Source organism: Wenzhouxiangella sediminis (assembly GCF_003410055.1).
GTDB classification, from domain to species: Bacteria; Pseudomonadota; Gammaproteobacteria; order Xanthomonadales; family Wenzhouxiangellaceae; genus Wenzhouxiangella; species Wenzhouxiangella sediminis.
This window is the reverse complement of sequence record NZ_QUZK01000033.1, coordinates 34362-53178: the sequence shown is the minus strand read 5'-3', so window position 1 is coordinate 53178 and position 18817 is coordinate 34362. Positions and strand designations below refer to the sequence as shown.

At 65.6% G+C, this 18817-nt stretch carries 15 protein-coding genes; 6 read left to right on the top strand and 9 right to left on the bottom strand.

Translation table 11 applies throughout. The annotated features are described in order from the left end of the window. Window positions 1–55: 55 nt before the first annotated feature. From lpdA to DZC52_RS07130, 7 genes are all read right to left on the bottom strand, one after another. On the bottom strand, window positions 56–1906 hold the full coding sequence (gene lpdA / locus DZC52_RS07160) for a dihydrolipoyl dehydrogenase (protein ID WP_116650443.1): 1851 nt from the start codon (window positions 1904–1906) through the stop codon (window positions 56–58). Between the two features lie 152 nt (window positions 1907–2058). After that, complete coding sequence (locus DZC52_RS07155; protein ID WP_220338293.1) at window positions 2059–2559, bottom strand: retropepsin-like aspartic protease family protein; 501 nt, start codon at window positions 2557–2559, stop codon at window positions 2059–2061. After that, window positions 2556–3971, bottom strand: coding sequence for a dihydrolipoyllysine-residue acetyltransferase (locus DZC52_RS07150; protein ID WP_116650442.1), 1416 nt, complete (start codon window positions 3969–3971; stop codon window positions 2556–2558). The genes DZC52_RS07155 and DZC52_RS07150 overlap by 4 nt, the downstream gene beginning before the upstream one ends. Window positions 3972–4029: 58 nt before the next feature. Then, window positions 4030–6705: a pyruvate dehydrogenase (acetyl-transferring), homodimeric type gene (gene aceE / locus DZC52_RS07145; protein WP_116650441.1), complete on the bottom strand. Its 2676-nt coding sequence runs from the start codon at window positions 6703–6705 to the stop codon at window positions 4030–4032. A 154-nt stretch (window positions 6706–6859) separates the two neighbouring features. Beyond that, window positions 6860–7375 (bottom strand): GNAT family N-acetyltransferase, encoded by a 516-nt coding sequence (locus tag DZC52_RS07140; protein WP_116650440.1) that lies wholly within the window; start codon window positions 7373–7375, stop codon window positions 6860–6862. A gap of 107 nt (window positions 7376–7482) precedes the next feature. Further along, complete coding sequence (locus DZC52_RS07135) at window positions 7483–9135, bottom strand: FAD-binding dehydrogenase (protein WP_116650439.1); 1653 nt, start codon at window positions 9133–9135, stop codon at window positions 7483–7485. A 50-nt stretch (window positions 9136–9185) separates the two neighbouring features. Next, window positions 9186–10214, bottom strand: coding sequence for a sodium:calcium antiporter (locus DZC52_RS07130; RefSeq protein ID WP_116650438.1), 1029 nt, complete (start codon window positions 10212–10214; stop codon window positions 9186–9188). 169 nt (window positions 10215–10383) lie between these two features. On the opposite strand from DZC52_RS07130, the gene DZC52_RS07125 reads away from it, so the two are divergent. Then, the gene (locus DZC52_RS07125; RefSeq protein WP_116650437.1) at window positions 10384–10659 is read left to right on the top strand and encodes a hypothetical protein; all 276 of its coding nucleotides are present in this window, start codon (window positions 10384–10386) and stop codon (window positions 10657–10659) included. 6 nt (window positions 10660–10665) lie between these two features. On the opposite strand, the gene DZC52_RS07120 is transcribed toward DZC52_RS07125, so the two are convergent. After that, a complete protein-coding gene (locus DZC52_RS07120) occupies window positions 10666–11877 on the bottom strand; it encodes a hypothetical protein (protein WP_116650436.1) in 1212 nt (403 codons plus the stop codon). Further along, window positions 11874–12743, bottom strand: a complete 870-nt coding sequence (locus tag DZC52_RS07115; protein WP_147307632.1) for a hypothetical protein — start codon at window positions 12741–12743, stop codon at window positions 11874–11876. The genes DZC52_RS07120 and DZC52_RS07115 overlap by 4 nt, the downstream gene beginning before the upstream one ends. Before the next feature lie 183 nt (window positions 12744–12926). On the opposite strand from DZC52_RS07115, the gene DZC52_RS07110 reads away from it, so the two are divergent. The 5 genes from DZC52_RS07110 to DZC52_RS07090 all read left to right on the top strand — a co-directional run bounded on the left by DZC52_RS07110 (window position 12927) and on the right by DZC52_RS07090 (window position 18778). Next, window positions 12927–15098, top strand: a complete 2172-nt coding sequence (locus DZC52_RS07110; protein ID WP_116650434.1) for a carboxypeptidase-like regulatory domain-containing protein — start codon at window positions 12927–12929, stop codon at window positions 15096–15098. A 28-nt stretch (window positions 15099–15126) separates the two neighbouring features. Next, window positions 15127–15753 (top strand): glutathione S-transferase family protein, encoded by a 627-nt coding sequence (locus tag DZC52_RS07105; protein ID WP_220338292.1) that lies wholly within the window; start codon window positions 15127–15129, stop codon window positions 15751–15753. Window positions 15754–15845: 92 nt separating this feature from the next. Continuing rightward, on the top strand, window positions 15846–16757 hold the full coding sequence (locus DZC52_RS07100) for an ABC transporter ATP-binding protein (RefSeq protein ID WP_116650433.1): 912 nt from the start codon (window positions 15846–15848) through the stop codon (window positions 16755–16757). Next, window positions 16754–17488 (top strand): ABC transporter permease, encoded by a 735-nt coding sequence (locus tag DZC52_RS07095; RefSeq protein ID WP_116650432.1) that lies wholly within the window; start codon window positions 16754–16756, stop codon window positions 17486–17488. Before DZC52_RS07100 ends, DZC52_RS07095 begins: the two co-directional genes overlap by 4 nt. Window positions 17489–17503: 15 nt before the next feature. After that, window positions 17504–18778: an amidohydrolase family protein gene (locus tag DZC52_RS07090; RefSeq protein ID WP_116650431.1), complete on the top strand. Its 1275-nt coding sequence runs from the start codon at window positions 17504–17506 to the stop codon at window positions 18776–18778. The last annotated feature ends 39 nt before the right edge of the window (window positions 18779–18817 follow it).

Sequence of the window (18817 nt, the reverse complement as noted above, 5' to 3'; positions counted from 1 at the left end):
TTAATGTAATGTTGCAAAAGCACCAAAGTTCGGTCAATCGCCCTGCCGGACCCGGTCAGCCCTTCTTCGGCATGTACAGGTCGGTGATCGTGCCCTCGTAAGCCTCGGCCGCCATCATCACCGATTCCGACAGGGTCGGATGCGGGTGGATGGTCAGGCCGATATCGGCCGCATCGCAACCCATCTCGATGGCCAGGGCCAGTTCGGCGATCAGGTCGCCGGCGTGCATTCCCACGACGCCCGCGCCGATCAACCGGTCGCTGCCCTTCTCGAAGATCAGCTTGGTGAAACCCTCGGAACGGTCCATGCCGAGCGCACGGCCGGAAGCCGCCCAGGGGAACTTGCCGACACCATAGTCGATACCCTGGTCCTTCGCCTGCCCTTCGGTCAGGCCGACCCAGGCCACTTCGGGGTCGGTGTAGGCCACCGACGGAATCACGCGTGCATCGGCGGCACGCTTGTGGCCGGCGGCGACCTCGGCGGCCACCTTGCCTTCGTAGGAACCCTTGTGGGCCAGCATCGGCTGGCCGACGATGTCGCCGATGGCGAAGATGTGGCCCCGGTTCGTTCGCATCTGCCCGTCAACGGCGATGAAGCCCTTGTCATCGACTTCGACGCCGGCGGCTTCCGCGTTGAGCTGGTCGCCGTTGGGACGGCGACCCACGCAGACCAGCACGCGATCGAAATCGGCGCTGTCCGGCGCATCCTTGCCGTCCAGGTGAGCGGTCAGGGCGCTGTCGCCAGCCTCCACTTTCTCGACCTTCGTGTCGAGGTGGAATTCGACGCCCTGCTTCTTGAGGTGCTGCTGCAACGGCTTGACCAGGTCGGCGTCCGCGCCGGGCATGAGCTGTTTCATCATCTCCACGACAGTGACCTTCGAGCCCAGGGCGCGATAGACGCAGGCCATCTCGAGCCCGATGATGCCCCCGCCGATCACCAGCAGTCGTTCGGGCACGTCGGCCAGTTCCAGCGCGCCGGTCGAATCCATCACGCGATCGTCGTCCCAGGGCACGTTGGGAATCTCGATCACCCGCGAGCCGGCGGCGATGATGCACTGATTGAAACCGACGGTGCGCTCGGAGCCCTCGTGCTCGACGACCAGTTCGTGCTCGCCGCTGAACTGGCCCATGCCCTGGACGATCTCTACCTTGCGCTTCCTGGCCATGCCGGCCAGGCCGCCGGTAAGCTTCTCGACCACCGAGTCCTTGAAGCCCCTGAGCTTGTCGATATCGATATCGGGCTCGCCGAAGGACACCCCGTGCTCGCCCAGGTGCGCGGCCGAATCGATCACCTGCCCGACGTGAAGCAGCGCCTTGGACGGAATGCAGCCGACGTTGAGGCACACGCCCCCGATCGAGTCGTAACGCTCGATCAGCGCCACCTTCAGCCCCAGGTCCGCGGCCCGGAAGGCCGCCGTATACCCGGCCGGCCCCGAACCCAGCACGGCGAGGTCATATTCATGATCGTGATCGGTCGGATCGGATGAGGTTTCAGGTTTCAGGTTTCGGGTTTCAGGGCGGCCTTCGTCACCCTCGCCGGAACCGGCGGGCTCTTCGGCTTCGCCAGCGTCATCCGACGACTCCCCTGAACCCTGAACACTGAACCCTGAACCCCTTTCTTCTTCATGATCGGAGCCACCTTCGGCGGAGTCTTCGCCAGACTCTTCGGAAACCTCCAACACGCCAATGACATCCCCTTCCCCGACCTCATCACCTTCTGAGACCTTCAGCTCGACCAGCTTGCCGGCCGCCGGCGACGGAACTTCCATCGTCGCCTTGTCGGACTCGAGCGTGATCAGCGACTGCTCGGCCTCCAGTTCGTCACCCTCGGCGACCAGCACCTCGATGACGGGCACCTTGTCGAAATCGCCGATGTCGGGAACCTTGATCTCTTGTCTATTGCTCATGACATGCGTCTCCAGCTTCTGGAGTTTGTTTGAACCGCAGACTATGCAGATTGCAGCGGATCGGATATCTCCGACCGGGATCCGTGGACAAGAAACCCACGAAAGAATCTGCGCAAATCACCGTGATCTGCGGCTTCCATAAACTCGGTCAATCAGTTTGTCATCAGGCGCAACTGGCCGTCGGACTGGGTCATCTCCAGATCCCGCAGGAAGCTCATCCCCAGCAGGATCGTTTCGCTGCGGCCGGGGCTGATCGCGGCACGCACATCGCGCTGCACAATCTCGCCCAGGCGCACCTCGTCGATGCGCGTCATCCAGCCGGTGACCGGGCCGGCGGCGGTTTCCAGGCCGATTCGGGCCATGCGCTCCAGGCCGAGCTCATCGGCCATGTCCTCGGGCACGGACACCAGCGTGGCCCCGGTGTCGACCAGGAAAGTCACGTCGCGGCCGTTGATGGCGCCGCTGGCGATGAAATGTCCCTGCCGGTCGGAATCCAGGACGACCTCCACGCCACCGCCCACGCGCTGGCTCTGCACCTGCTGGTTGGGGTTGCGCCGATCATCGATCAGGCCCGAAAACACGAATGTCAGCAACAGCAGGAAGCCGACCGCGGCGGCCAGCATCATGCCGAAACCGGTGCGGTGCTGGCTCAAAGCAGCAGGCGCCTCAAATCCTCGAGCTGCTCGGCCAGGTAGCGGGTGAAGCGCGCCGCGTCCGCGCCATCGATCACCCGGTGGTCGTAGGACAGCGACAGCGGCAGCATCAGGCGCGGCTGGAACGCCCCACCATCCCAGACCGGCTTCGTCTCCGAGCGCGACACGCCCAGGATGGCCAGTTCGGGGGCGTTGATGATCGGCGTGAACGCCGTGCCGCCGATGCCGCCCAGGCTCGAAATCGAGAAGCAGCCACCCTTCATCTCATCGCCCTTGAGCTTGCCGTCGCGGGCGCGCGTGGACAGGTCGGTGAGTTCCTGCGCCAGCTCGATCAGGCCCTTCCGGTCGGCATCCCGGATGACCGGCACGACCAGGCCGTTGGGCGTGTCGACGGCCACGCCGATGTGGAAGTACTTCTTCTTGATGAGCGACTTGCCGTCGTTCGACAGCGAGGCATTGAAGTGCGGAAACTGCTTCAGCGCAGCGACCACCGCCTTGATCAGGAAGACCAGCGGCGTCATCTTGGTGCCGGCGTCCTCGGCGGCCTTCTTGTTGGCCTTGCGGAAGGCCTCCATCTCGGTGATGTCGGCCTCGTCGAACTGCGTGACGTGCGGAATCGACACCCAGTTGCGATGCAGGTTGGGGCCGGAAATCTGCTTGATGCGCGAAAGCTTCTCTTCGACGATCTCGCCGAACTTCGAGAAGTCGACCTGCGGCGGCTCGGCAATGTTCAGGCCGACACCGCCGGCTGCGCCAGCGCCGCCGGATTCCATCGTCTGCTTGACGTGACCCTTCAAATCCTCCTCGGTAATTCGACCCTTGCGGCCCGACCCCGAAACGCCGGTCAGATCGACCCCCAACTCGCGCGCGAGCTTGCGCACCGCCGGCGAGGCGTGCGGCAGCTTCGAAGGATCCTGATCCATGCCGTCGAAAGGCACCGGCGGAGCTGGCAGCTCATCGCCTCTAGCGGACCCCTTACTGGCTGAGCGTTCGCCGTCTCCGTCGGATGAGGTTTCAGGTTTCAGGTTTCGGGTTTCAGGGCGGGCTTCGTCGCCATTGTCGGAGCCAGCGGATCCATCAGCCTCCTCAGTGTCATCCGAAGACGCCCCTGAACCCTTTTCTTCTTCATCCCCGGAGCCATCGTCATCGGAAGCCTCCGACTCGCTCTCCGAAGCCACTTCGACAACGGCAATGACATCGCCTTCCCCGACCTCATCGCCCTCGGAAACCTTCAGCTCGACGAGCTTGCCGCCCGTCGAAGCAGGCACTTCCATGGTCGCCTTGTCCGACTCGAGGGTGACCAGCGACTGCTCCTTCTCGATCTCGTCGCCTTCCGATACCAGCACCTCGATGACCGGCACCTTGTCGAAATCGCCGATATCGGGGACCTTGATCTCTTGTCTATTGCTCATCGCATTCGTCTCGTTGTCTGTCTGAGTCCGTGACCTGCGCGCCCATACCCGTTTGCCGTCATACCGTCGTCGGCAACGGCTTTTCGGGATCGATGTTCAGCGCGCTTCTGGCCTTGACCAGCTTGTCGTCGTCGAACTTGCCTTCACGGTTGAGCCCGACCAGCGCGGCCCAGGCCACGTTGTAGCGATCCACCTCGAAGAATCGGCGCAGGTTCTCGCGCGTATCCGAGCGGCCGTAACCGTCGGTGCCCAAAACGATGTATTCATCCTGGGGGACGAACTCGCGCACCTGGTCGGCGAAAGCGCGTACGTAATCGGTCGCTGCGATCGCGGGGCCCTGGCGATCCTTGAGCAGGCCGGTGACATAGGGCGTCTTCGACGATTCGTCGGGTTTGAGCCGGTTGCGCCGGCTGACCTCGTAGCCTTCCTTGCGCACCTCGTTGAAGCTCGTCACCGACCAGATGTCGGCTTCGACGCCGTAGTCGTCCTTCAGGATGTCGGCCGCTGCGATCACTTCACGCAGGATCGAACCGGATCCCATCAGCTGGACGCGCGGCTTGTCCTTGTCGTTTCCGCCCTCGCGGAACAGGTACATGCCCTTGCGAATGCCTTCCTCGGCACCCTCGGGCATGTCGGGCTGCGGATAGTTCTCGTTGAGCACGGTGATGTAGTAGTAGACATCCTCGCCCTCACCGTACATGCGACGCAGGCCGTCCTGCAGGATCACCGCCAGCTCGTAGGCGAAGGTCGGGTCGTAGGACACGCAGTTGGGAATCAGCCCGGCCTGCACCTGGCTGTGGCCGTCCTCGTGCTGCAGGCCTTCGCCGTTGAGGGTGGTTCGCCCCGACGTGCCGCCGATGAGGAAGCCCTTGGCGCGCATGTCGCCGGCCGCCCAGGCCAGGTCCTGGATGCGCTGGAATCCGAACATCGAGTAGAAGGCGTAGAAGGGAATCATCGGCACGCCGGTCGAGGCGTAGCTGGTCGCCGCGGCGATCCAGGAGCTCATCGAACCGGCTTCGGTGATGCCTTCCTGCAAGACCTGGCCTTCCTTGGCTTCCTTGTAATAAGCAAGCTGGTCCGAATCGACCGGCTCGTAGAGCTGCCCGAAGGGAGCGTAGATGCCGATCTGGCGGAACAGCCCCTCCATGCCGAAGGTGCGCGCCTCGTCGCAGATGATCGGCACGACGTGCTTCTTGATGTTCTTGTCGCGCAGCATCACGGTCAGGCAGCGCACGAAGGCCATGGTGGTCGAGATCTCGCGCTCGCCGCTCGATTCCATCACCTTGGAGAAATCGTCCAGGCCCGGCACCTCGAGCTTCTCCGCTTCGACCTTGCGCTGAGGCAGGAAGCCGCCGAGTTCTTCCCGCCGCTTCTTCATGTACTTCACTTCCTCGGAGTCCTCGCCGGGATGGAAGTACGGCACCTCGGAGAGGCTTTCGTCGGAGACCGGCACGTTGAAACGATCGCGGAAGTACTTCACGCCCTCGTCGTCGAGCTTCTTCTGCTGGTGCGAGATGTTCTGACCCTCGCCCGATTCACCCAGGCCGTAACCCTTGATCGTCTTGGCCAGGATGACGGTCGGGCGGCCTTCGGTGTGAGTCGCGGCGTGGTAGGCCGCGTGGATCTTGTGCGGATCGTGGCCACCGCGGTTGAGCCGCCAGATGTCCTCGTCGGACATATCGGCGACCATTTCCTTCAATTCGTCGTATGCGCCGAAGAAATGCTCGCGCACGTAGGCGCCGTCGTTGGCCTTGTACTTCTGGTAGTCGCCGTCGAGCGCTTCTTCCATGCGGCGGCGCAGCAGGCCCTTGGTGTCGCGCGCCAGCAGCGGATCCCAGTAGGAGCCCCAGATGACCTTGACGACGTTCCAGCCCGCACCCCGGAAGAAGCCTTCCAGCTCCTGGATGATCTTGCCGTTGCCGCGCACCGGACCGTCGAGACGCTGCAGGTTGCAGTTGACCACGAAGACCAGGTTGTCGAGCTTCTCGCGGCCGGCGAGCGAGATCGCGCCCAGCGATTCGGGCTCGTCCATCTCGCCGTCGCCCAGGAAGCTCCAGACCTTGCGCTTGCTCGCGTCGGTGATACCGCGGTTGGTCAGGTACTTGAGGAAACGCGCCTGGTAGATCGACATGATGGGGCCCAGGCCCATCGACACCGTCGGAAACTGCCAGAAATCCGGCATCAGCCAGGGATGCGGATAGGAGCTGATGCCCTCGCCGTCGACTTCCTGGCGGAAGCCGTCGAGCTGCTCCTCGCTCAGGCGCCCCTCGAGAAAGGCGCGGGCATAGATGCCCGGCGAGGAATGGCCCTGGATGTAGACCAGGTCGCCGCCGTCCTCGTGATCCGGCCCCTTGAAGAAATGATTGAAGCCCACGTCGTAGAGCGTGGCCGCCGAGGCGAAGCTGGCGATATGCCCACCCAGTTCACCGCCTCGGCGCGCGGCGCGAACGACCATGGCCATGGCGTTCCAGCGGATGATCGAACGAATGCGCCGCTCCAGCGAGCCGTCGCCTGGCATGTTGGGCTCGCGATGCGGCGGAATCGTGTTGATGTAGGCGGTCGTCAGGTCGAACGGCAGATGCGCCCCGGATCGACGAGCGAGCTCGACACAGCGTTCGAGCAGAAAGTGCGCTCGCTCCGGGCCGTCACGGTCGACGACCGCGGCCAGCGACTCGAGCCACTCCTGAGTCTCCTGCGAATCGATGTCGTCGGGATGGGGATACTGTTGCACCATGCCAGTCCTCTCGCGGGGCGTTTTGCTTGTTCGGGCCGGCTATTGTACCGACTGCCCGTGCACGTGTCCGGCAGGGAAAGCCCTTCGGAATCACCATACTGCAGCGTATTGCCGACTCCGTGGGAGACCGATGGATCCCGCCGGGTGATGAGGATCAGGCGGAACCGGAGAAAGCGGCGTGGTAACGAACCTGGCCGGAGGCCGCACTCAATCCATCCGGCACCAATTCCAGCGCCATGAAGTTCTCGGCCGGCGCGCGGAACTCGTTGGACAGGCCGAACTCGGAGGCCGGCCGGAATCCGAAACGCGGGTAGTAAGCGGCGTGGCCGAGGACGACGACACCCCGCGCGCCGAGTTCACGCGCCGCCGCCAATCCCCGCTCGATCAGTTGCCCGCCGATGCCCTGGCCCTGGAAAGCGGGCAACACCGCCATCGGGGCCAGGCCGAGCAGCCCGGCCTTGCCCCGATCGGCCAGATGGACGGGCGTGAACAGGATGTGGCCCACAACGACATCACCGAAACGCGCGACCAACGACAAGAAAGGGTCGGCGCTCTGGCGCAGCCGATCGACCAGGCGCGCCTCCGCCTCGGTCTCGAAGGCCTCCGAATGGACGGCGTGGATCATCGGAATGTCCGAGGCACGTTCGGTTGAGATTTCGATCTTCGTCATGTGATACAGCCTGATGGGTGTTCTGGTTCCCGCCGCTTGCAGGCCAGCAGCAGGGTCCGTTCTGCCGATACGGTGGTGTCGGGCTTTGCGCTAGCCGGAACAGCGCTTCACTCGCGACCGGCCGCGTGCCGGCCCGCGTTGCGGCCCGAAAAGATGCAGCCGCCCAGGAAGGTGCCTTCCAGGGCGTTGTACCCGTGGTATCCGCCGCCGCCGAAACCCGCGCACTCGCCGGCAGCGTATAGCCCGTCGATGGGTTCACCCGCCGCGTCGAGCACGCGTGAGTCCAGGTCGGTGTGCAGCCCGCCCAGGGTCTTGCGCGTGAGAATGTTGAGCCGCACGGCGATCAGCGGCCCCTTGTCGGGATCGAGAAGGCGATGGGGTTTGGCGGTGCGGATCAGCTTGTCGCCCAGGTAACGACGCGCGCCATGGATCGCGGTGATCTGGACATCCTTCGAATACGGGTTGGCGACTTCCCGATCACGGGCCTCGATCTGGCCGCGGATGCGGTCGAGATCGAGCGGGGTGTCCGGGGTGATGCGGTTCATCCCCTCGACAAGCTCGGTCAGATCGTCGGCGACGACGAAGTCCTCGCCGTGATCCATGAAGGCCTGCACCGTCGGCGGCACCCGACCGCCCTTGCGGTTCTTTATGACCAGCGACCACTTCGCGCCGGTCAGGTCGGGGTTCTGTTCCGAGCCCGACAGCGAGAATTCCTTGCGGATGATCTCGCGGTTGAGAATGAACCAGGAATGCTCGTACCCGGTGGACAGGATCCGCTTGAGCGTCGACCGGGTGTCGAAACCCGGCATGCAGGGCGCTTCGAGACGCTCGCCGTTTGCGTCGAACCACAGCGACGAGGGACCGGGCAGAATCCGGATGCCGTGGTTGGGCCAGATCGGGTTCCAGTTCTGCACGCCTTCGGTGTAGTGCCACATCCGGTCGGCGTTGATCACCGCCGCACCCGCCGAGCGGGCGACGTCGATCATCAGCCCGTCGACGTGATGCGGCACGCCGGCGACCATGCGCTTCGGCGCCGGGCCGAGTGCATCGACCGGCCAGTTCTTGCGCACCAGGTCGTGGTTGCCGCCGATGCCGCCGGAGGTCACGATCACGCAGCCGCAGGCCAGCTCGAAGGCGTCGATCACCTCGCGGCCCGAACGCTCGCCCCGTTGCACCGTCGACGGCTCGAGGATGTCGCCGCTCACGCCGGAAACCGCGCCGGAGGCGGTGTGCAGTTCGGTCACGCGATGACGGCAACGCACTTCGGCCCGGCCGGCTTCCACGTGAGCCATCAGACGATCGACGAAGGGTTTGACCACGCCGGGGCCGGTACCCCAGGTGATGTGGAAGCGCGGCACGGAATTGCCGTGTCCGTTCGCCAGCGCCCCGCCGCGCTCGGCCCAGCCGACGACGGGAAACCAGCGCATGCCCATCGAGTGCAGCCAGGGCCGCATCTCGCCGGCGGCGAAATCGATGTAGGCTTCGGCCACCTTGCGCGGCCAGTAGTCCTCTTCGCGGTCGAACTGCGCCGAACCCAGCCAGTCCTGCAGGGCCAGTTCCGGGCTGTCGGCAATGCGCATGCGACGCTGCTCGGGGCTGTCGACGAAGAACAGGCCGCCCAGCGACCAGAACGCCTGGCCGCCCAGGCTGTTCTCGCCCTCCTGCTCGAGCACGATCACCCGCTTGCCCGCATCACACAGCTCGCAGGCCGCCACGAGGCCGGCCAGGCCACCACCGATCACGATTGCATCAGCGTTCATGGAACCAGTATAGACAGGCCACGCGAAAACCTGTCAATCGCCGAACGTGCTCAGTCGGGAGGCAGGGTGGGCACCCAGTCGACCAGGCCGAAGCTTTCTCCGCTGACCCAGGCAACGAACAGCACGTAGATCACCAGCAGCACCCAGGACTCCGCTCGGGAAAGCACCAGGTGCGTGCGCATCATCAGGAACAGCGCCACGGTCGCGACCGTCAGCACCGCCATCATCGGCGCGGCGATCGAGAAGTTGATCACCGCCGTACCCGCAATCAGCACACCCACCGGAATGCAGACCAGCAGGTCGAAGGTGTTGCTGCCGAGCACGTTGGCAATGCTGGTGACCGCCCGCCCCTTGCGGGCCGCCCGGATCGAGACGAAGGCATCGGGAATGGAAGTGCCGGCGGCGACCACCGTGATGCCCCACAGGAACGAGGGCGTGTCGAAGATCTCGCCGAAACTCACCGCTGCCCGGATCAGGCCCTCGACGCCGACCAGGATGACCAGCAGCGATCCGCCGAGCCTGGCCCATTCCCGGCCGGGACGGATCCCGGTCGTGTCGACTTCCTCGGGCTGGTCGATGGTGTCGTGGTACTGCACGAAGATGTAGAGCGCGTAGAGCGCCAACGGCATCAGGGCCAGCCAGCGCGTCATCTCGCCGCGGATCGAACCGTCGCCGGAAGAAATCGGGTGGTAGATCGCTGCGAACGAAAAGGTCAGCGTCAGCACCGCTACCGCGATCATGTAGAACTGCGCTTCCTTGTAGACAAGGTCACGGTTGGCGCGCAGTTGCTCCTTGCTGACGAGGCCAGAGATCGCGGGAATGATCAGGATGTTGAACAGGGCCGAGCCGACGATGGCCGCGACACCGAGCTCGAACTCACCGTGCAGCAGCGTCGACATCACCACGGTGGCCAGTTCGGGAAAGCTCGAGCCGATGGCCACCACGATCGCCCCCTGCACGATCTCGGGCAGCGAATACCAGGCCGAAAGCCGTGCGCTCGAGGATTCGAGCAGGCCGCTGCCGACCCAGACGATGCCCGTCGAAGCCAGGGCCACGATCAGCCAGAAAAGAACATCCATCCACGTTTCCGTCAGGGATCACATCCGCCAGCGTGCAAGGCCGCGCCGGCGCGCGGGCAGTCTAGCACCCATCGCGACCGGTGTCGGCGCGACCGAATGCAACCAAATGTCCTCTCCGGACGTCATAGCAACAGGACAGGCGGCAAAAATGGCCGCAAGGAGTTCAGCCATGCGAACGTTTCTCGTGATCTTCCTGGTACTGGTGTGCATGGCCCTGAGCATCCGCGTCGACGGGGTGTGGCCCCCGAAGTCGGTGCACGAACGGATCGAATTCGTGTTCGAGCAGGTTTCCGAACCGGGCAAGGCCCTGATGGCGTTGCTCGGAGACCGGTTATCGCCGAATCCCGAGCGCGAACGCCTCCGCCCGGTCCGATCCACGGCGGTACTCAAAGCGATGGTCGATGGCGACGGCGTGGCCGGTCAGTCGGGAACGGCCTGCAGCTGACCTTGCCTAGTCGGCCTCCCGGCCGGCATAGAACGCGCGGGTCCGTTCGAACAGTGGGCCCAGCCTCAGGACATACCGGGACTCCCCGGTGCGCTGCAGATCGAAGGGATGGATTTCTCCGTCCGGCAAACTGTTCCAGTACTCGGGCACTTCGAGGTCGCTTAGATCGAGTGCGGGGAGCCCGGAATCGATCGGCTCGAACACGCCGGGCGCCGCCACGACGTAGTCCACCGTCTGCGGCGCTTCAGCGGTCATGGCCTCCAGGCGGACCGACAGCGGGTGCGCAAGCGCCCCGACCGTTGCACCCAGCAACAGGGCAACGACCGTTCTCTCCCGCACGGGGGCGGCGCGCGGCAACAGCGCTCCGGCCAGAAAGACCGCGCTGCCGGCCAGCGCCATCATCCCCCAGGCGGGCGACCACAGCGGGCGGATCGGCGGCAGGACCATGAAGTGCAGCGCAGCCGCCACGGCAATCGCACCCATCAACGAAAGCATCAACACCAGCGACTTGAAATTGAACAGGTCGACCGGCGCATCGCCGGCGCCCGCCTCGGGTCGATCCTCGGACGGCTTGCCCATGCCCCATCGACCGCGAAAGCCCAGCGGCTGGTAATCGATCTCGATGCCGCGCTGTTCCAGGTGGCGGATCAGCGGATGTGTCTCGGTCATCTCGTGAAGCCGCGTACCCGGACGGAAGGCTGTGAGGCCGGGGCGCTCGAGCGGATCATCCACCGGATCCCAGAGCAGCAGGGCGAGGTCGTGCTGTCCCTGCCCGCTCTCGAGCGTGAGCGTGGTATTGATCCAGCTCTGGACGTGCTGGGCCTTCGGTCCGGGCCGCTGGACGATCGCCTTGTCGATGGCCGACCAGGGCAGCTGCCAGTCCTGGCGCAGCCAGTTCCGCGGACCATGGTGCTTGTGGGGCGAGCACTGAATGCCGCTCGAATCGACCGTCAGCCAGGCCTCGCGTGCCAGCGACACGATCCGGCCGATCAGCGCGACCAGCGCCACAATGCCGACGAGCGCGGCACCGAGCGCCCAGGCGGGCTGCTCCTGCAGGTCTTCCAGGATCGTCTCGCCCAGGCTCTCGGAGCCGAGCATCCCGAGACCGATCAGCACGGCCAGCGAAACGAAAACGATCCAGAGGCCGCGCTTCATGTTGACCGGGCTGAGGCGATAGCGGAAGCGCGTGGGGAGCACCGAGTTGCGCGCAGAACTCATTCGCCTCTCAGGTCCCACGCGTCGAGCCATTCGACGACCTCGAGTTCGAAGCCGAGCTCGCCGGTCAGGCGTCGGTGGAAATCGGGCAGGTGGCCGGCGCCGTAGAACAGCGCGAGATTGCGGGCGCCGTCTCCAAGCTCACGCTCGAGCACCGAAAGCGCCTTGCGATTGCGTTCGGTGATCAGCACCGAACCGTCCTCGCCGGCGAGCACCTCCAGCACGCGCGCCTGGTCGATCATCGATTCGGCCATGAGGCGCTTGAAGGCCAGCTGGCGGTCGCTGGCGAACAGCACTTCGAGCATCTGTGCCTGCTGGGCGGCGGCGTCCTGGGAAAGTACCGAGGCGGCCCAAAGCTGCACGAAGGTGCCGGTCCAGGACTCGTCGCGATCACGCATGCTCGCGCTGAACTCGCCGGCCGTCATGTCGGCGTGGACGAAGTTATCGCGTTCGTAGTCGATTTCCTCGAGCTGGAAGGCCAGGCCCATCGCCTCCTTCATGCCGCCCTGCATCAGCCCGACCAGGTTCAACCCGACGCCGGCGGGGCGCCTCTCCCCGCCGTCCGGGTCGCCGACGAGCTCGTAGAGCACCACGTCATAGTCCTCGAAACGTCGGTCGAGGTCCTGGAAGTAATCGCGGTCAGCCACGTGCACCGCGCCGACGAGATCGAGCGTGCGGCCGGCGTCGTCGCGATAGCGGGCCAGCCCCACCTGCAGGGCCTTCGGCTCGCCTTCGGCGCCCGTTTTCATGCGCATGAACGAGGGCGCCTCGGCGGCGACAGCCGGCATCGCCAGCACGACGCCCAACAGCAGCACCAGCCATGCTCGGCCCCGGCGCCCGTAAATGCTCGATTCAGTCCTTTCACTCATTCCATTCGCTCCAGTTCTGCCAACCGGGCCAACCGCCCGCCACCCATCTTATCTAGTGACAGCGCGACGGGGTGACAATTCAGCGGCGGCATGAAGATGTCCCGGATTGCGTATAGGGTGGATGGAAGGCTGCCTCGATTGCGGCCTATCGACATCAATTGCCAGAGATGACCCGGAGAACCCATGCGACAACGGAAGCCACTCCATTGCCCGCCGATCGCGGTATTCGCTTTCCTGTGCCTTGCCTGGGCAGGCCCGACCTTCGGCCAGTCGGCCACGATCGAGGGCACGATCACCGAGAGCGGCAGCGGCGACCCGATCGCCGGCGCCACGGTTGCCATTTCCGACCCGACAACCGGCGGCAACTCGCCCTTCATCACGGACACGACCAACGCCTCCGGTGGGTACTCGATCACCGTTTCGGTACCGGCGGGCGAAACCCGCGACATCATCGTGGAAGCCGCGGGCCCTGATCACGCGCCGGCCCGCCACGGAATTACGGATCCACTTCCCTGCTACTTCAAATGCGTGGCCGGCGGAGAGATCACGCTCAGCAGTGGGGACTCGCTGACCGGTATCGACATTGCGCTCGATGCCGGCGGGCGACTTTCAGGAACAATCACCGCCGAAGACACCGGCTCCGGGCTCGAGAATGCCCGAATCCGCGTTTTCCAGGAGGGCTCGTTCCGTGAGTACTCCAGTCATTTCGGCGCGACCACCGCCAGCGACGGAAGTTATTCGAGTTCACTGGCCATCGAACCCGGCGATTATCACGTCATTGCCGAGCCGCGAATTGGAGACTTCCCGCTGTACGTCGACAATTATGTAGCCGAGGCATGGAACGACCGGACCTGTGAACTGGGCAGTTGTCCTCTGGGAAACACCGACACCGTCCATATCTCGTCGGGTTCGACGACCACGGGTGTGGATTTCGTCCTCGCACCGGGGGCCACGATCACCGGCAACCTCAACCCTCCCGATATCGAGAAATTGATCTATCTGTACGACGGCTCCGGCCAGCACAAGACATTCCGCTTCATTGATTCGCCTCAGCTCCCCGAAACGGCTTGGGCGTTCAACGGCCTGCGTGGCGGCAGCTACTACATCCAGCTCGGCCCGATCAACCACAACCCCTACTTGCGCGAACTGCACAATGGGCTGCATTGTCCCTGGGGCGGCTGCGAACGCGCTCGCGGCACGCCGCTGACCGTTCCCGCCGGCGCCAGCCTTTCACTTCCGGCACGAACGCTCAGCCAGGGCGGGCAGGTCGAAGGCATCATCATCGATGCCGACACCAACGGCATTCCGGCGGGTTCTCCCGCAAATGCGGATCTTGGTTCCTACGACGTCATCGATGCAAGCGGTCAAGTGGTCGGTGGCGCCGATATCGTCACTGACGCTACCGGCGCGGTGTCGCTGGAACCCTCTGCCGCAATTCCGCCCGGCAACTACTTCGTTCGCACCTACGGAGAATTCCTCGGCGACTCAATCAGTCACCCCGATTTCTACTCGGACGAGGCGCTGGACAACTACACGGACGCCGTCTACCCGGACGAGCCCTGTGCCGGTATCGACTGCGACCTGTCGGCCGCCAGCACCGTATCGGTGACCGCCGGCAACACGACTTCGATCATCATGGAGATCACCACCGGCAGCCATATCGACGGCACGGTCGTGGATGCCGGCACGAACAATCCGATCGCAGAGACCATCGTCCGTGTCGTGGATGCCTCGGGGGAAACGTTGTCGGTCGTGATGACCGACGCCAACGGCGACTTCCGCTTCGGCGCGCTGCCGGCCGGCGACTACTACGTGCGCACTAGCATGAGCTCGTCGGTGGGTCCCGGTCACTACGGCGTCCAGTTCGCGTACTTCGACAAGGTTCACGGCGCTGCCGGCAACTGTTCCGAGGCGCTGTGCGACCCGACCACGGGCACCATGATCACGCTCGACGGCAGCACTGACCACTCCGTGGGCAACCTCGAAGTCACTTCGGGCCCGGTCATCTCCGGACAGATCCTCGAAGTGCCCAGCGGATTCGCCATTCCGCGCGGCAAGGTCGAGGTCTATACCGACACCGGCGATTTCGTGGGCAGCTACAAGCTCGAATTCTTCAACGCCCGCTACCAGACCACGGCCCTGCCGCCCGGCACCTACACGCTGGTGCCGGACGTCTCTCCGGCTTACAGTAGCGTGACCACGACGGGCGGCAACATGCCGACGAGCCGCGGTGTACCCGGGCCGGACGACGGCTTCCAGGTCACCATCGGCACCGAGAGCGTCGAAGCCGACCTTCAGGTCGTCGACCGCGCCATCGACCGCCTGTTCAACGACAATTTCTCCGGCACGAACTGAGCGTGCCGCATTCCGGGGAGAGAAAAAGGTGACAAGCGAACTGGTTTTCTACACCAACCCGATGTCGCGCGGCGGCATTGCCCACTGGATGCTCGAGGAAGTCGGGCAGCCTTATGAGCTGAAAGTCGTCGACTACGGCGCGCCCATGAAGTCCGACGATTTCCTGGCCGTCAACCCGATGGGCAAGGTGCCGGCCATCGTCCATGGCGGCAAGGTGGTCACGGAAGTGGCCGCCATCTGCGCCTACCTGGCCGACGCCTTTCCGGAGGCCGGCCTGGCGCCGGACCCGAAGAATCGAGCCGACTACTACCGCTGGCTGTTCTTCGCCGCCGGCCCGGTCGAGGCGGCGGTCAGCACGCGCGCCTGCGGCTTCGAGCCCAGCGAGGAGAACCAGCGGACGCTGGGCTTCGGCACCCTCGAGGCCACGCTCGACACCCTGGCCGGCGCGGTGCGCGACCGCCGCTACATCGCCGGCGATCGCTTCAGCGCCGCCGACGTCTACGTCGGCTCGCACATCGGCTGGGGCATGCAGTTCGGCACGATGGATGAGCGACCCGAATTCGTGGCGTACTGGGAAGGCCTCAAGGACCGGCCAGCACGGCAGGTCGCCGACCGGTTCATGCGCGAAGCGATGGAGCAGGCCGGACGCGAGTGACAAATGTCATGCCCGATTCCTGAGGCGCGTCACTGGGACGAAGCGGCCGGCTTGCCCAGACTGTTCCCGACACTTGATCGGGAGCAAACCACATGGACAAGCCAGTCGTCGCCGAGTGTTCGGCACTGCACCACGACTACGGGTCGACGCCGGCGCTGGCCGGCATCGACCTGACCCTTCACGGCGGTCGCGTCACCGCCCTGCTCGGCCCCAACGGCGCGGGCAAGACCACGCTGATCCACCTGCTGCTGGGCATCCTCTCCGTTCAGCGCGGGAAGATCAGCCTGTTCGGCGATCTCGAGCCGGGCCGCACCGAGGCGCAGCGGCGCATCGGCGTCATGCTCCAGGCCAGCGGCGTACAGGACAACCTGACGGTGTCCGAGCTGCTGGCCCTGTTCGCCAGCTTCTACCCCGAACCGGATTCGCAGATCGGCCTGCTCGATGAACTCGACCTGGTCGATCTCGCCGACCGCCGCTTCGACCGCCTCTCGGGCGGCCAGAAACAACGCGCGCTCTTCGCGCTGGCCGTCGTCGGCCGGCCGGACTGGCTGATCCTCGACGAGCCGACGACCGGCCTTGACCCCGCCGCGCGCCGGATCCTGTGGCGCGCCATCGAGGCGCGCCGCCGCGCCGGGGTCTCGATCCTGCTGTGCACGCACTTCATGGACGAGGCGCAGAAACTGGCCGACCACGTCGTCGTGCTCGACCGCGGCCGCGTTCTCGATCAGGGCTCGCCCGACGCCATCCGCCGGCGCGTGCCCAGCGACCGCATCCTCGCCCGCACCGCGCTGCCGAAGGAGAAACTGCGCACCCTGCCGGCCGTCCAGGCCGTGCACGCCGGCGAGGATCGCGTCGAAATCCTCAGCCGCCGCGGCATCGACACGGTTCGTGCCCTCCTCGCCGCCGACGACACCGTCGACGATCTCGAAGTGGCCGGCGCCGACCTGGAGACCGCCTTTCTCGCCCTGACCGACTCCGCCCAACCCGAACAGGAGGCCGCATGAACGCCGCCAATCCCTCGATCCAGCTCATCCGCGCGCAGTGGCTCAACCTGCTGCGCACGCCGGCCTACACCCTGCCCACGCTGCTCTTCCCGGTGATGTTCTACGTCTTCTTCGGGCTGCTGATGCTGCGCGGCCAGTCGCTGTGGCTGCTGTGCACCTTCGCCACCTTCGGCGTCATGGGCGCGGCGCTGTTCTCCTTCGGCGTGAGCATCGCCACCGAGCGCGCCCAGGGCTGGCTATTGCTCCTGCGGGCCTCGCCGGCCCCGGTGTCGGCCGTCATCGCCGGCAAGGCCTTCGGCGCGCTCCTGTTCGCGATCGTCATCGTGGTGATGATGGCCGCGCTGGCCGCGGCCTTCGGCGAAGTCCGCCTGGAGACGAGCCAATGGCTCGGACTGGCCGGAATACTCACCCTTGGCGCCCTGCCCTTCTGCCTGATGGGTCTGGCGCTCGGTCTGTGGCTGAGCCCCAACGCCGCGCCGGCGGTGCTCAATATCGTCTACCTGCCGCTGGGTTTCCTCTCGGGCCTGTGGATTCCCTCGACGGTCTTCCCGGGCTGGCTGCAGTCGGTGGCCGAGTGGCTGCCGCCCTATCACCTGGCCGCGCTGGCGCTCGACATCACCGGCGCGAAGCCGGCCGACTGGGGCCACTCCCTGGCCGTGCTGGGCGTCTTCGGGCTGGTCTTTGCCGTGATGACGGCGCTGGGCTGGCGCCGGCTCGCCGGCGTTTCCTGACAGGAGTCCAGGACCATGAGAAGCCTTTACGGAATCATCGCCATCGTGCTCGCCGCGATCGCCACCCTGCTGCTCCTGCCCGGGCCGGTCGACGGCAAGCGGGGCATGACGGCCTTCACCGACGTGCGCGTGTTCGACGGCGAGCGCATGATCGAACAAGCCACGCTGCTCATCAGCGATGGGCGAATCGCCGGGATCGGCCCGCAGGTAACCGTCCCCGAAGACGCGACGGTCGTCGAGGGCCGGGGCCGGACCGTGCTTCCGGGCCTGATCGACGCCCACGTCCACGCCTACGGCAATGCCCGCAGCGACGCCCTGCGCATGGGCGTGACCACCCTGCTCGATATGTTCCGCGCGCCCACCGACCAGCCGTTGATCATCAATCAGCGCGAGTCGCTGCAGCCCACCGACCAGGCCGACCTGTTCTCGGCCGGCTACCTGGCCACCGCCGAGGGCGGCCACGGCACCCAGTACGGATTGCCCGTGCCCGTCCCCGAATCGCCCGAGACGGCCGAAGCGTGGGTCGAGCAGCGCCTCGAGGAAGGCTCGGACTACATCAAGATCATCATCGAGGACGGCTCGACCTGGGGCCGGCCGCTGCCGACCCTGGACGCAGCCATGGTCGAGGCCCTGGTCGAAGCCGCTCACGCCAACGACGTGCTGGCCGTCGCCCACGCGTCGACGCAATCGGCCGCGAAGATGGCGGTCCGCGCCGGCGTCGACGGACTGGTGCACCTGTTCGCCGACCAGCCCGTCGACGATGAATTCATCGAGATGGCAAGCGAGGCCGGGATCTGGATCGTGCCCACGACGCCCGTGCTGGCCGCGAGCCACGGCCAGTCCGTCCCCGACTGGCTCACCAACGGCGACCACGCCGAGGGCCGGATCTCGCCGCAGCAGCAGACCATGCTCGCGCAGTCCTTTCCGGGTTCCGGAATGCGCAGCGCGCGCTGGCCGGTGGTCTTCGACAACATCCGCAAGCTGCACGAAGCCGGCGTGCCCCTGCTGGCCGGCAGCGACGCCGGCAACCCCGGCACGGCCCACGGCCCGAGCCTGCACCACGAACTGGCCCTGCTGGTGGAAGCGGGTCTGACACCCGCCGAGGCGCTGCGCTCGGCGACGGGCCTGCCTGCACGCGAATTCGGGCTGGAAGGTCGCGGCTGCCTGAAGCCGGGTTGCCGCGCCGACCTGGTCGTCGTCGACGGCAACCCGCTCGAAGACATCCGGCACACGGCTCGCATCGCTGCAGTCTGGAAAAACGGCTTTCCGCCCGGTGACTCGGTGGAATAGCCCGCGATGGCACTACAATTCAGGCAGGCCCGGGCCGAC